This window comes from Streptomyces sp. NBC_01476, assembly GCF_036227265.1.
In the GTDB taxonomy this organism is placed as follows: domain Bacteria; phylum Actinomycetota; class Actinomycetes; order Streptomycetales; family Streptomycetaceae; genus Actinacidiphila.
The window spans coordinates 21146-35060 of record NZ_CP109446.1; the positions used below are offsets into that span (position 1 = coordinate 21146).

The 13915-nt window shown below is 71.2% G+C and carries 11 protein-coding genes and 3 pseudogenes; 3 read left to right on the plus strand and 11 right to left on the minus strand.

Going from position 1 to position 13915, the window contains the following annotated elements; all coding sequences use genetic code 11:
• Nucleotides 1-189: 189 nt before the first annotated feature.
• Nucleotides 190-405: pseudogene (locus OG552_RS00075) on the plus strand (transposase); the annotation flags it as partial.
• 104 nt (nt 406-509) lie between these two features.
• Here OG552_RS00075 and OG552_RS00080 read toward each other — a convergent pair.
• Both OG552_RS00080 and OG552_RS00085 read right to left on the minus strand, forming a co-directional pair.
• Nucleotides 510-1269, minus strand: a pseudogene (locus tag OG552_RS00080) (phosphotransferase family protein).
• Between the two features lie 133 nt (nt 1270-1402).
• Complete coding sequence (locus OG552_RS00085) at nt 1403-2161, minus strand: class I SAM-dependent methyltransferase (protein ID WP_329128456.1); 759 nt, start codon at nt 2159-2161, stop codon at nt 1403-1405.
• 146 nt (nt 2162-2307) lie between these two features.
• Here OG552_RS00085 and OG552_RS00090 point away from each other — a divergent pair.
• Nucleotides 2308-2810: pseudogene (locus OG552_RS00090) on the plus strand (IS5 family transposase); the annotation flags it as partial.
• A gap of 16 nt (nt 2811-2826) precedes the next feature.
• On the opposite strand, the gene OG552_RS00095 reads toward OG552_RS00090, so the two are convergent.
• The 5 genes from OG552_RS00095 to OG552_RS00115 form a co-directional block, all read right to left on the minus strand.
• Nucleotides 2827-3225, minus strand: a complete 399-nt coding sequence (locus tag OG552_RS00095) for a hypothetical protein (protein ID WP_329128458.1) — start codon at nt 3223-3225, stop codon at nt 2827-2829.
• A 455-nt stretch (nt 3226-3680) separates the two neighbouring features.
• The gene (locus OG552_RS00100) at nt 3681-4280 is read right to left on the minus strand and encodes a hypothetical protein (RefSeq protein WP_329128460.1); all 600 of its coding nucleotides are present in this window, start codon (nt 4278-4280) and stop codon (nt 3681-3683) included.
• A gap of 488 nt (nt 4281-4768) precedes the next feature.
• The gene (locus OG552_RS00105) at nt 4769-5149 is read right to left on the minus strand and encodes a toxin Doc (protein WP_329128462.1); all 381 of its coding nucleotides are present in this window, start codon (nt 5147-5149) and stop codon (nt 4769-4771) included.
• Entirely contained in the window at nt 5149-5385 is a 237-nt protein-coding gene (locus tag OG552_RS00110; RefSeq protein WP_329128464.1) for a hypothetical protein, read from the minus strand. Before OG552_RS00110 ends, OG552_RS00105 begins: the two co-directional genes overlap by 1 nt.
• Nucleotides 5386-5621: 236 nt before the next feature.
• On the minus strand, nt 5622-6902 hold the full coding sequence (locus tag OG552_RS00115; RefSeq protein ID WP_329128465.1) for a hypothetical protein: 1281 nt from the start codon (nt 6900-6902) through the stop codon (nt 5622-5624).
• 205 nt (nt 6903-7107) lie between these two features.
• Between OG552_RS00115 and OG552_RS00120 the strand changes: the two genes are divergently transcribed.
• Nucleotides 7108-8217 (plus strand): hypothetical protein, encoded by a 1110-nt coding sequence (locus OG552_RS00120; RefSeq protein WP_329128466.1) that lies wholly within the window; start codon nt 7108-7110, stop codon nt 8215-8217.
• 122 nt (nt 8218-8339) lie between these two features.
• Here the strand turns inward: OG552_RS00120 and OG552_RS00125 are convergent, their stop codons facing one another.
• From OG552_RS00125 to OG552_RS00140, 4 genes are all read right to left on the minus strand, one after another.
• Entirely contained in the window at nt 8340-9197 is an 858-nt protein-coding gene (locus OG552_RS00125) for an acyl-CoA thioester hydrolase/BAAT C-terminal domain-containing protein (protein WP_329128468.1), read from the minus strand.
• 242 nt (nt 9198-9439) lie between these two features.
• Nucleotides 9440-11194: a choice-of-anchor P family protein gene (locus OG552_RS00130; protein WP_329128470.1), complete on the minus strand. Its 1755-nt coding sequence runs from the start codon at nt 11192-11194 to the stop codon at nt 9440-9442.
• A gap of 504 nt (nt 11195-11698) precedes the next feature.
• Entirely contained in the window at nt 11699-12886 is a 1188-nt protein-coding gene (locus OG552_RS00135; RefSeq protein WP_329128472.1) for an ATP-binding protein, read from the minus strand.
• Between the two features lie 334 nt (nt 12887-13220).
• Nucleotides 13221-13823, minus strand: a complete 603-nt coding sequence (locus OG552_RS00140; protein WP_329128473.1) for a TetR/AcrR family transcriptional regulator — start codon at nt 13821-13823, stop codon at nt 13221-13223.
• Nucleotides 13824-13915: the final 92 nt, after the last annotated feature.

The following is a 13915-nucleotide window of genomic DNA, read 5'->3' on the forward strand; positions in this document are numbered from 1 at the left end:
GGACTAGACATGTCAATGGGGCCTGAGGGGGTGCCCGATCACGACGGTGCGGGAGCGTTGCCCGGGGCCGGGGGCGGGCAACTCGGCATCGTTCGCGGTACGTTCGGCTCGGCTGGGGTGCTGGGGGACGCGAAGGAAGCGGGGCATGGCGTGCGACGGGGGGCTGGGACGTGTCGCTGACCGCCGGGCCTGCTGTGGGAGATCTACGACGAGTCGTGGGCGCGCATCGAGCCGTTGCTGCCGGTCGTTCCGCGCAAGCCGCAGCGTTTCCGGGTCGCGAGCGTCCGGATCACCGCAAGGTGCTGGGTCGGGTCCTGTTCGTGTTGCACACCGGGATTCGCGGGGAGTTGCTGCCCCAGGAGCTGGGCTTCGGCTCGGGGGATGACCTGCGGGCGTCGGCTGCGCGCCGCACTTTGGCGGGAGTCGGAAGCGAGGGCAGGCGATGCACCTCAGGAGCCGGCCCGCTCGACGTGCCGGAACGCACTGAGCAGCGGCGGGCCTGCACGGGCTCACATCCGGGATCTCAGCACGCCGACCTCACAGCCCGCCGCGAACGGGTCGAAGCCGTGCTCGACCAGCCAGCGAACCCCCAGCAGGCTTCGCAACGACCACCACGCGCGAATCACGTCGAGGTCGACGTCAGTGCCATAGCCGGCGATAACGTCACCGAGGTGCTCCTCCTGTCCGAGCGTCAGGGTGGCGAGGTCGAACAGGGCATCGCCCGGGCCCGCCTCGGACCAGTCGATGATGCCGGTGATCTCGTCGCCGTCGATGAAGACGTGATCGATCTGAAGGTCGCCGTGCGTGAACATCGGAGTCCACGGCCGGAGCGCGGCCTCGGCGACCTGGCGGTTGCGGGTGACCAGGTCGGCGGGCAGGACGCCGTTCGCCACAAGCAATTCACACTCGCCGTCGAGTTCTGCCGCAAACTCGTCGCGACCTTGGCGACGCCGGCCGGGCCAGGGTGGCAACGGCGCGTCGTGCAACTTCCGGACGGCGGCACCCGCCGCGGCCCACGCCGCCGGGGACGCGGTCGACGGCTCGCCGAGGCGCCCGAGCGCAGTCCCCGGGACCGCGGGCGATCACGAGCACGGGCGGCTTACGCCACAGAACCTCCGGGGTCGGGATCGGAGCCAGGGCCATCGCCTCGACCTCGACCTCGACCTCGACCTCGAGGCGCTCCTGATCGGCGTCCACCTTCAGGAACACAGCGCCAACGCGAAGGGTCGCGCGCTCGGAATGGGCGACGACGACTTTGACCCCATCCATGGGCGCCCAGTATCCCGGGCATGACCGTCTCCGTCGTCGGGTTTGTCGCGTGCGAGGGCGCGCCTGACCGCGTTCTCGTTGGCGGCCGGGGGTATTGCCGGTCCGGGACCGGAACAAGGACACACCTTGAACATCAACCTCCGGCCTTCTTGGGCAACTCGGCTGCCGCAATCAGGAAGTTGGGCAGGTACGTGTAGCTTTCGATGCCGGGTGTCTCGTGCTTGGCGTCCTGTGCGGTGGCGGGGTCGAGGCCGGGCTCGGCGAGTTCCCGTAGTCGGCATCCCAGGTCGGCGAGTTCGTTGAGGTAGACGGAGAGCGGTCGGTGGAAGTCGGAGGCGTAGGTCTGGGCGATCTCGTATTCTTGCAGGTAGCTCCGCACGCGGTACTCGCCGTGTTCGCGCCATGTCTTCCACAGTTGCTCGAAAGCAGGGTGGTTGACCGAGAAGACGAACAACCCTCCGGGTCGCACTGCCTGCACGCACGCATTCATAGCGGGCTTCCAGTCGGGGATGGCCGAGAGCACCATGCTGCAGACCACGGCGTCGAAGGGGCCACCCAGGTCCGGCAGGCCGCCGGTCAGGTCCGCCTGGACGTAGCGGATCCCCTGCCGTCGTTCACGCTCCTTCTCCTGGGCGTAGGAGAACATCGCGTCCGTGGGCTCGATGCCCACGACCTCCGCCCCGCGTTCGGCGAGCATCCGGCTGAAGTACCCCTGCCCGCAGCCGGCGTCCAGCACGCGCCGACCGGGCAGGTCACCCAGCATCCGCAGCAGCACCGGGTTGATCAAGTGGCGTTTGGCGAAGTCCCCGTCCGGCTGCATTGCCTCGATCACCGAACGTGGCATGGCATTCCACTGCCGAATCGCGGTCTCATTCGTCCAGTTCGTGGTCATCCGCGAGAGGGTAGTCCAGGGGCGACCACTGCTCTCGAACGTGATCTCCTTCGCGGGCATTCGCCTGACCCGAAGGCGGCCCTCCCGGCTGATCCTTTGCTTCGGCCAAGAAGCGCACGATCACCGTGGAGGGAGGGAGGAGTCTGCTGGAGATGGACGACTGCGCGATCGACGGCTCCCACGTCCGGGCCCTCAAAGCGGGGACCACGTCGGGCCCTCACCCGTCGACCGCGGCCGCCCCGGCTCCAAGCACCATGTGATCGTCGACCGGCACGGCACCCCGATCGCCATCTCGGTGACCGGCGGCAACCGGCACGACGTCACCCAGCTCATACCTCTCCTGGACGCCGCCCCGCCGATACGAGAAATGCGGGGACGACCCCGCAGCAGACCGAAACGGCTGTTCGCCGACCGCGGCTACGACTACGACAAGTACCAATGCCTGCTGTGGAAACGCGGCATCAAACCCCTCATCGCCCGGCGCGGCGTCGCCCACTGCTCCGGCCTGGGCAAAACCCGCTGGGTCGTCGAGCGCACACTCGCCTGGCTCCACCAGTTCAAACGACTCCGCACCCGCTGCGAACGCCGGGCCGACCTCCACCAGGCCCTGCTGGAGCCGGCATGCTGCATCATCTGCCTGCGCCGCATGCTCAAACAGCTGCCTGTTACGACAGCAGCTTCCCCTGCGAGACGTCGAAGCAGACCAGCCCCATGGACGTCGCGACCTGCACCGCAAACTCCGTGACTTCCTCGGCCATGTTCCACCGCACACCGATGCAGAGCAGCGGCCCTACCTCATTGCCGACCAGTCCGTCTTCCCATACCGGGTGGTCATCCTCCTCCCCGGTCGGATTGGGCCACCGCTCCAACAGTGCCGCCGAATACGCCGCTATGCGCCCGGTCGGAGGCTCGTACTGGCAGAGGTCCTTGAGTGGGCCGCCGTCCCAGACGAAGCGGCTGTAGAGCTCCTTGTAGGTCCGCCCAGCAGCAAGGTCACTGGGCGGGCGGTCGCCTTCCCAGACGGCCAGGCAGTGAGCGAGGTATTTCCGAGTGTCGTTGTTCACGGCGGAACAGTGCCACACGGCCCTCCAAGGCGGCGATGCACCCAGGTAGGCGAGAGACCGCACGCGGAGCCGAGGCGGATCGATCTCATTCTGAAACGATCAGTTAACCAGCTGAAGCGCTTCCCGCTGGCCCGGCCGCAGTTCGGGACCGCCGAGAATCAGCGGGTCCGGCGGGGTCGACGGGGTCAGCCAACTGGGGAGCGTGCTTGAAGTGATGGCCGTGCCTGCAGTTGAGCGGCCGGGTACGCGCGCAGCAGGTGCCAGCTGCGGCGCGCCGCAAGGCACCCGCCGCGCTATCCCTGGCAGATCAGGGACAGCGCCGTACGACTGCCCCAGAAGAACCCGGCACCGGCTGGCCTTCCCGGCTCACGCGGCCACTGTGACCGGCGAGTACCATCTGCCCCTGGCCGTCGGCCCGTACGAAGAACACGCCTGGCGTTCCCGCCCGGCCGGGCTCAGTTGTCGCCGAAGCGCCTGGCCAGTTCGTACGCGGCGAGCGCAGCGAACCACAAAGCGATCAGCCGCTTCACGTCGAAGTCGTGCTTCCACGCCTTCCACAGGCTGCCCCAGTGGTGGAAGACGATATCGGTGACCGGGAGGCTGCCGCCGAGCTTGGAGGCCATGTGACTTTCGATCAGCGCGGTGCCGAACAGATCACCGAAGATCACCGCGAAGACCGTGAGCAGCGAGGCCGCGATGGGGAGGATGATGTTGCGTCCGCCGGCCTTTCCGACGGTGATGCCCACCAGCGCGCCCACCGCGAGCGGGCCGTAGCCCAACTCGGTCGTGCTGCCGTTGTCATGGACCAGTACCCGCAGCAACCCGGCGTAGGCGAGTGCCGCCACGATCGCCACGAGCACGCCCACCAGCAGGCCGGGGACGGGGTTGTTCCGGAACTGGGCGACCGGCGGCGGTGCGAAGGAGGCCGGAGCCGCCGGACCGCTGAAGCCGGAGGCGTCGTTCGGAACCCCGTGCGGTGGTCTGGGCGTGCCGCCGGGCTGTGGGCCGAACGAGTTCTGGCCGCCGGCCTGCGACGGCGGATGGTTGGCGCTCATGAAAATGCCCCCCGGACGGTACGAAGTGCGGGCGCCGCATCGTGCCCGCGATGTAAGGATCAACGACGAAGAGCGGCGCCGGAATCCAGCAGGAGGACTGTATGGCAATCGGAACCGCGGCTCGGTCTGACCGGTGGCCGGGAGTCCTTGATGGTGGAGATGCGCGTCGGCAGCAGCCGGCTCCTGGAGAGTTCGGTACGTCCGCGTGCAGCGCGGGCTGACGCCACATTTTCCGGCCGGCACTCACGGCCTGTCCCCGCTGTTCTCGTTGGCGGCCGGGGGTATTGCTGGTCCGGGACCGGAACAAGCACAAACCTTGAACGTCAACCTCCGGCCTTCTCGGGCAACTCGGCCGCCGCAATAGGGAAGTTGGGCAGGTACGCGTAGCTTTCGATGCCGACTGCGGGCGGCGACCGGCTCGGAAGCTCGAGGTGGCGGGTGCAGGGTGCCCCCTGGGGGGCTGGTCCCGGGGCGGGGGGCGGGTGGGGTCAGATTCGCCAGGTGCGGATGCGGTCGGCGGCGTCGAAGATGTCTGCCTTGTGGGACTGGATGGCGCGGACCAGTTCGACGAGGGCTCCGTACGGGGGGTCGATGCCCTCGCCGGAGGCGTGCATGTAGGCGGCGGCGACCTGGCAGGCGTAGAGGGAGTTGCGGTACGGCAGGGGCTCCAGGCGCACCAGGGTGTGCAGCAGGGCAGCCGCTCGCCAGGCCGGATCCGGGGCGGGGGTGTCGTGCCGGGGGATCTTCGTCTTGTGCCGGGCGACAGCGGCGACCAGCGCGGAGTAGTCGGCCACCGACACGTCCTCGGGCAGGGTCTGCTCCTGGATGTCGAGCAGCCAGGCCACGTCGAGGTAGAGCACCGGCGGCATCAGGCGGCTTCGGCCCCGGGAGCGGCAACCGGCGGGACCTCGTCCGGGAACGCCTCGTCGAACTCGCTCCGGTGCTGCTCGCCGAAGGCCGCGGCGTAACGGACGAACACGGCCCGCTGCCGCTCGCGCAGCGGCAGGTCGTGCACGTACTGCTTCAGGCTCTTGCCCTCGGCGGAGGCCGCGGCTCGCACCGCCTCGAGCTCGTCTTCGGTGAAGGTGATGTTCAAAGCTGGCATAGCTTGAAGGTACCAGATAGGTACCTTCTCAAGGAACCGTACGCCCGCCCCTGCCGTGGGCAGATCTGATTCCGGGTTCCCGCAGGCCCGGCGCTGGAATGCCTGGCCGGATTGGCGCCGCCTGGGCCCGCCCCGGGGATTCGCCCATCTGCGGGGCGGGGTGCCGCGGCGCAGCGGGAGGGTGCACGTGCGCGGCCCGCGTCGGACAATGGTGGGACAGCCGTCGGCGTCTCCGTCTACGAGCCGGCCCGTAGGGCTACGCGGTCCGCGTGGCAGGCGGCGTCATCCACGACCGGAAGCCCAAGGAGGTCCGCTATGCACGTGCTGAGCCACCATGGAGCGGTACAGGCGGGTACGGCGCCTGCCGGCACCGGGCCCCCGGGCAGGGCGTCGCTCAGACTGCCGCTCGCCACGGCGGCCTTCTTCTTCGCCGTCACGGGGCTGCTCTGCTGGGGTGCGTCGGCGACACGGCCCGGAGACACCAGAAATGTGGTCATCGTGCTGGCGGTGGCCTCCTTCCTCTCCGTCCTCGCGGCCCTGGCGAGCGCGGTACGGTCCGCGCGGCGCGGTCGGCGTTCGGGGCGGATGTAGGACCCGACCGGTACATGTCGCAGCGCGGCAGCGCGTGTGCCGGGGAGAGCGGGCCCCGACCTCTGGCGCACATCCGGGCGGTACGTTGGACGCGGGCGGTGGGGCAGCTGCGGCCGCCTCTGCCGCTTCGGGCAACGCAGACCGGATCGTCCGCCGCGCAGGGCCCAGCGTCCGCGGTCGGTGTGCTGCTGGGCCGGAGCGGCAGTACGCGCAGCTGGGGCGGCTCCGCCACGGGCTGGCGCGCCGGCGTCAAACGGCTCCGGCCACGGCGTGGCGAGGTTCTCCAGTTCGGCGGGGCTGTAGTAGCAGAGGCTGCCGCCGGTGGTGTCGCGGGCGAAGAGCGCGGGGAGGCCGTCGATCAGTGCGCTGGTGAGGGTCCAGCCGGTCCAGTCGCCGGTGCCGGCGGGGTTGGTGCCGGACAGCGGCAGAGCTGCGTCCGCTCCGGTGAACCCGCCGGGGGTGGGCACGGCCGGCTCGTCGAGGAGGGTTCCGCCGAGGACCAGGAGCAGGTCGGGGAAGCCGTTGACGGTGTTGTAGAGGTCGCCGCCGCTGGCGACGGAGGTGGCGGTCTGACCGGACAGGCTGTCCTGGAAGACGGGCGAGGGGAGGTTGATCTGGTGGCCGCTGGTGGGCGACAGGGCCGTGCCGGTGCCATCACCGAACGGGATCGTGCCGGTGGCGGTGGCGGGGTTGTAGTCCAGGACGTCGTTGAAGCCGCCGCCCGTGGCGAAATGGCCGGTGACGGCCTGGGTGCCGTCCCAGGCGGCGGGCGAGCCGGGGGTATTGACACCCGTGCCCAGCTCCCCGATGTCGGTGGCGGCCGTGTCGATCCGGTTGACGGCCAGGCCAGGCGCCAGCCACAGGCCTGAGGGGAGACCGGCCTGCGCTCCGACCACCACCACGTCGGGGTGACTGTCGCCGGCCATGTCGCCGTCGGTGCTGGTAATGGCGGGAGCGTCGTCGGCTGACGCCGTCTGTGCCGCGCACGGGCCGCGCGGGCGGCAGCCGTTCGCGGTCGGAGCCGGGGCTCCGCGCTGTGGCGGTGGCTTGGGGATGGGGCGGAGGGAAAACGCGTTGGACGGGACGTTGGCGGGCTGCGACGATGCCCCCTGGTTCCTGGGGGGATGACGCGTGTTCGTTTTCGTGTGTGCGGGGTGCGGCGCCACGCTGACGGCCCGGCTGTCCCAGGTCGCGCTGCCGGTCCACGCCCACCAGAAGTACGGGAACGGGGTTCAGCTTCCGGTGCTCATGGAACCGGGCACCTTCGCCGTGGACCCGGAACCCTGGGGGCCACCGCGGCGGACGTGGGAAGAGCTCGGTCCCGGTGAGGCGGCCGCCCGCGGCATCCACGCACCGGTCAGCGCCGTGTCCGACGGCGCGGCCGGCGCGATCGTCACCGCGCCCGGAGACACTCGCGGCACCCTCCTGATCCCCGGGAAAGCCGACGGCTACTGCTGCGGCCTCGACGGCGCCAGCGGCCCCAACATGGCGTGTGAGAGATGCGGTCTGCCCGTGGCGAGCCGGATCGACGACTGCTCCCTCTGGCAGGCAGTCCGGCTCGCCCCGGACGCCGTGCGCCGCATCCCCGCCGGCCACACCGCCGCACCGCTGTCCTGGGAAGAACTGACAGCGCAGGCAGGGACGGAGGGGAAGAGCACACCCCCATTCGAACCGATCACCCCACGGGCACGGTCCGGATCGGACTCCTGGTGGTCGTGGAGCCCGCAGTGGGAAGCCGCAGCCGGCCAGGCCCTCGCCCACCTGCTCGTAGCCTCACAGGGTCGGCCCGTCACCGTCCCGGACGGCCTGACCGTAAAAATGTTCCAACGCGCCTTCGACGCGCTCCTGCCCGCAGGCCCGACCCCACGGCACGCACTCCTGGCCGGACCTGGTCTCCCCGCTCCCGCTCCGCATACGGACATCCTTCTCGTGCCGGTCCACCCCCGGACAGGGGAAACCTGGGCTCCGGCCCACCCGGATCGCCCGGCGTACTGCGTGCCGCTGCCGTACGGAATATGGCGCTGGCTGGCCTTCCCCGACCCGTACCCGCCCGTCCCCGCGTCCGGCCGCATGCCCGACGGCGTCCTCCGCGACGACCCGTTCCCGCCCCATCCCCACCCGTTCCGGATCGACCAGGATACGTTCGAGCACACCCTCGTCCGGCTGCCGGCCGCCCGCAGCCCATGGCTGCGCGAAATCCTCGGCAACCTCACTCAGCAGACCCGTACCCGCATCTTCTGACCGCCCGGCGTCCACACCAGCGCCACCCCCGGGGCACGGGCGCCCGCGGCTCCGCCCCCAGGGCACGGAACAGCCCGCCGCCGGGGAGAGCGTCGGGCCGCCCTCACGGCCAGGACCGTCCGTCAGCTTCTGCCGCTGAGCGCGGTGAGGATGTGCGGCCAGGCAGCCGCCCCCAGGAGTGCGTCGGCCTCGGGCGTACCTCCGTACAGGAAGTGCGGGGAAGCCGGCGCCGGGGTCTCGCCCGGGAGGCGCGGGCGGTGGCCGGCGTCATCACGGGCGATCAGCCGCACGGTGGCCCCGGCGGAGCGGCGGCGTTCCGCGAGGTGGTCGGCGAAGGGCAGGGAGGGCCACATCGCGTCGTCGCCGCCAGCGACGAGCAGCAGATCCGCCCGGGCTTTCTCCACGGGTATCTCCGCCGCGGGAACCAGATGGCTGAAGGTCTTCTCGCTCCGTTCGTAGCGCCCGCGGATGGCGACGGGGGCGCTCGACGGCTGTGCGGCCGTCCAGGAATCGTCCATCGGCACGAAAGGAACCGGCTGCCCCTGCCAGGTCCAGGACGACCGATACGGCCGCTGTGCACCGTCCAGGCCGGGTCCGGCGTTGCACCAGACCCGCGACGTCGGCGACAGTGCGATGACCACGTCCACGCGGGGGTCGTGCACCGCGGTGAGCAGAGCCGCTTCAGCCCCCTTGGAGAGGCCGAGGACACCAACCCGGCGCGCGCCCTCGGCGCGGAGAAGACCGACGGCGTCGAGGAAGGTCTCCAGGGGGATCTCACAGATTCCCGGGGACTGTCCAGGGCCGCCGAACCAGCGGACCGCCAGCGCCATGATGCCCTGCCGGGCAAGAAGGCGTGCCCTCTCCCGCTCGATACGCCCGCTGGAACCGCCCAGGACCAGAACACCGGCCTCGGTACCGGTCGCAGGAGCGACCAGGACGCCCTCCCACGGATCGGACAGCTCACGCTCCGTCAGTTCCACACGTCCTCCCCCGCGGTTTGCCCGTCAGCTGCGGTGCGCACGGGCAGCCTATGCGGCCCCGATCCCCGCACAGGCGGCGGACGATGACCCGCCGGGCGAGGCTGCCGGGGCGGGACAGGCGTCCGGCGCCGTCCCGGTCTGCGGTGTGCTGCCCGCGCAGGGCCCGGCCTCCGCCCCGGGGGGCGGAGGCCGGGCCTCGGGATGAGCCGCCAGGCAAGCGGATCAGGCGGCGGGCGGGCGGATCAGGCGGCGGGGCAGGTGTCGGTGGTCGTGAGCAGGGCCGCGGTGCTCTGGGCGATGGTGACGTGGACTCCGGTGAGGAGGGTCAGTGAGAGTGCCGTGACCCTGATGCCCTTGCCCGCGGCGACGGGGGTCTGCTGGTTGACGACCAGTGAGCCGACCAGCGGCAGGGCGATGGTGGTGTTCGGTGCGCTGTTCGCGGAGACGGCGACCCCGGCGACGCGGAGGTTGGTCAGGGTGGTCGCGCCGGTCAGGGTGATCGCACCCGGCCCGGTGCCGGTGAGCGGCTGCCGCGCCTGGGCGGAGGTGCCGACGAGGTCGGCGGTGATCAGGCCGCCGAGCAGGTTGACCCCGGTTGTCCGGGCGTGGGCCGCGGCGGTGCGGGTACCGTCGGTGCCGACGGTACCGGAGGCGTCGGTGGTCAGTACGCCGAGGCCGCCGAGGGTGCCGAGCCCGGCGCTGAGCACGGAGTGGGTGTCGTCGCCCGGCAGCGGCGTGCAGGAGTGCGCGGACGCTGGCAGCGGGCCGACGTGGAGCAGCGGCGAGGTGAGCTGCACGCCGTGGGAGCGTGCGTCGAAGACCGGTGCGGTGAAGGTCACCGAGGTGCAGCCGGGCAGGTCGACGCCGGCCGCGTCGGTGACCGCCGAACCGCACACCTGATACGTACCCCCGGTGGTGGAGGTGAGCCGGACGGTCGCGGTGCAGTCCTGCTGCCCCGCGGCCAGATCGCCGTGCACGGTCACCGTGCCGTGCGCGGCGTCCGCGGTGGCCGTGCCGGAGCCGCAGCTGGTGGCGGCGCTGTTGCCGTCGAGTCGCAGGCCGGCGGGCAGTTGCTCGGTGAGGGACCAGCCGTCCTTGGCGGCCAGTTCGCTGGTGTTGGTGATGGTGAAGGTCAGCGTGGTGGGCGCGCCCACGGGCAGCTGGGCCGGCGCGAAGCCCTGGTCGAGCTGCGGGGTGGCGTCCAGCAGGCGGATGTTGTCGATCGCGCCGTCGTTGCCGTTGCCGCTTGCCTGTTCGTTGACCAGCCGGATGCCGGCCGAGTCGCCGGTGAACAGGACCGAGCCGTTGCTGGCGTAGGTGCCGACCGAGGTGCCGCCGATGACGCTGCCGGGATTCTGGCAGGGGTCGATGGGAGAGCTGAACGCGGCGCGGGCGGTGTCGCCGTCGAGCAGGTAGAAGGCGAGCAACGGGTGGGTGGTGAAGCAGTTCTGGGCCGCGGCGTCCACCGAGAAGGTGAGGAACCGGCTGTCCGCGCTCAGCGGGATCGGCTTCACGGTCTGCAGTTCGGTGCGCCCCGGGCCCGGGTCGCTCTGGGTGTAGGCGGTGAGGGAATGGTTGACGGACGCGTCGCCACCTGCCCAGGTGCCCAGTGCGGCGGCCATCTGCTTGTTCGCCTCCCAGAAACCGCCGCAGTTGACTCCGGGCGGAGCAGAGGCCGGGGCCTGCTCGGACACCAGCAGGCCGTTGCAGGACGTCAGCCACGCCGGGTCCGCCGCGTACGTCTCGGCGAGCGGCGCGGCACCGGTGTAGCCGGTCAGTGTCGTCACCGCCGCGCCCTGGCCGTGCTCGAAGCCCTCGGTGAACACCGTGGTCGGGGCGCTCGGTGTGCCGGGGTGGCCGGGCGTGTTCGCCCCGGCCGGGCCGATCCCGGACACCGAACCGGCTGCCAGCACCGCGGCGCCCAGCAGCGCGGTGGCCGCCCGGCGCCGCCATCTCCCGCCCGGGTGTCCGCCGGCCTTCTTCCGTTCTGACGTCACGTCAGCTTTCCCCACATCGGTACCTCCGAGGCCGAAGCCGTTCATCCAGAACCCCCTTCGTGCGGGCATGCCGGTATGCCGTCCGATCGCTCGTTACGGGCACGCCGTGCCGACGCGAGGACGTCTGCGGCCACCTTCCGGCACCGACGGTGCTGCGCACACCGGCGTGTGGCTTCCCGGTTGGTGCACAGACGCGTACGTGCGCCGCGCAAGCCGGGGTGTACTGCCTCAAGCCCCCCGCCAAGGTGCCCGGACGGGCGTGCGGAGGGGTTCTCACGCAGGTCCTCATCGAACAGAACTGCGCCATCCGGCTCGCTGAGCGAGGTCGCACAAGGGGTGGGGAGTTCACCTGAGCGGGTTCGGCCGCTCCGGGAGTTCGGGATGGGAAGAGGTCGGTTCCACCCTTCCGGCCCCCGCGAAGCCTTCCGCCATGTCCGCCCGGGACCCGCGGTCGGCAGGCCGGCCGTCGGGCGTGTTCCGGGTCGATCGCTGCCGCTGTCTCCTTTACCGCGAGGGGCGGTTGCCGCTCGGCTGCTGCTGGGGTCCTCCGATGATCCGGTCGGTGACGGCCGCGGCCTGCTCCAGGTGCTCTTCCAGCCATCTGCCGAGGTGTTCCCGGACCGTCTCCTCGACGCAGGGGCGCACTGCGGGGTTGCCGAGCGCGCCGTGGGTGGCGCCCTCGAACTCAGGGTGGTCCAGCTTCACCGACACGACTGCCGTCAGGCCCTCGCCGATGCGGTCGGCGCCGAGGCCGGGGTCGGACGCCGTCAGCAGACGGTGCTCGCATGCGTACGCGTTGACCGCGGCCACCAGCCCGTCGCGGAAGCCCGCCGCGTGGGTGCCGCCGACGGGGGTGGGCCGGCTGTTGGCGAAGCTGCGGATCCGCTCCTCGCGGGAGGTGCTCCACCGCAGGGCCAGTTCGGCCCTTCCCGCCATCCGCGGGTCCTCCCATGCGACGGCGATGACGTCCGGGTGAACGGGGGTCCCCGTCGGCGCGTCGAGGAAGGCGACGAAGTCCCGTACTCCGCCCGGGAATCGGAACCGTACCGACCGGGGCGCGTCCGGGGAGCGCGCCTCGGTCAGTGAGATGTCCAGGTCCGGGTTCAGGAAGGCCAGTTCCCTGAAGCGCCCTGCCAGTACGGCGAAGGAGCACTCCACGGTGTGGAAGATGCCGGGGTCGGGCCGGAAGGTGATGGTGGTCCCGCTGCCGGACGCCGGCCCCTCGGCGGTGGGCGGGGCGACAGCGAGGCCGCGCGTATACTCCTGGACCCAGCGGGTCCCATCGCGTCGCACTTCGGCCGTCAGGCGGCTGGATAGGGCGTTCGTGACACAGGGCCCGATTCCGGGCAGGGACAGGGCCTTCGTGGTGCGCCGGCCGGGCCTCGCCCTGGGGTGCATGTGGGTCAGCAGAGCTTCGAGGCCGGGACCGTCCTCGTCCCCGGCAGCCTCGACGGGGACGCCCGGCCCGTCGTCGGCGACGCTCACGCAGCCCGGGGTGAGGGTGACGTCGACGGAACCGGCACGGCTGGCCAGGACCTCGTTCACCGCCCGGCCCACGACCTCGAACACAGCTTGGTGCAGGCCGGGTTCACGGGTCGAGCCGACGTACATGCCGGGCCGCTTCCGTATGGCTTCCCGCCCCTGCAGCACCGTGATGTGAGTGACGTCGTATCCGTTGGCGTCCCCGCTCACGTCATCCCCCTCCGGCCGGGTCCAGCAGAGCTGCCCAGCCTAGGCGAATTCCCGGGAGCCACCAGGTCAGTGGCGGTTCGGCGAGGGCATGGGCCGGCGATTGAGCGCCTGCCGGGAGGCAGGCGGCCCTGGAAGTCGCGGGACACGGTCGAAATGCAGCCAGGCACCGGCCAAGTCGCCTACGGGCCCCTTCCCGGGGCCCCCGGGAGTCCCCGATTTCAGGGGCTGTTTCAGGGGGCAGACCCGTATGGACCGCCACCTCGGTCGGGGGCCGCCGCCGCATCGGGGTGCTTCGGCCGCGGCCGACCGCGCGCTCCGGGCGGCGCCGGAGGGGTCACGTCAGGTTGTCCACCAGTGAACGTGCCCAGGCGGCGGATCCGGGCGCTTCGCTGAACACGGCCCGGTAGTACAGGGGAGCCAGCAGGATGTCGGCCGCGTGCTCGATGTCGATGGCCGCGCCCCCGCGTTCCTGCTCGCGGTTCACCATGGCCGCTAGCTGGTCCATGCGGTCGCCCCGGCACAGGCAGCCGCCCTCCTCTCCGGCACCGATGGTGGCTCTCATCAGCGTCAGGACGTCGGGGTCGGCGAGGTCGGTGGCCACGCTCGCCGCCCACTGCCGCAGATCGTCGCGGAGGTTGCCGGTGTCGGGCACGACGATCGCCCGGTCGGGGCCGCCGAACCGGCTGGAGGCCACGTCGCCCAGCAGTTCCGCGACCGACCCCCACCTGCGGTACAGCGTCGTCGGGTGCACTCCGGCCCGGGCGGCCACCGCGGGGAGAGTCAGGGCCTCGATGCTCTGCTCCGTCAGCAGCTCGTGGACGGCGGCGTGGACGGCGGCACGCACCCGTGCCGACCTGCCCCCCGGCCGGCTGCCGGTGGCGCCCTTCGGGCCTGAGGCGCTTCCGACCTCGTCGGCGACGCCTGATGGACTCGACATGGTCCCACTATCGCACGGATGACTGCGGCAAGCTAATGCAATGGATGATGCGTTAGGGTACGGTGCGCGTAACGCAGTGAGTGCTGCATTAA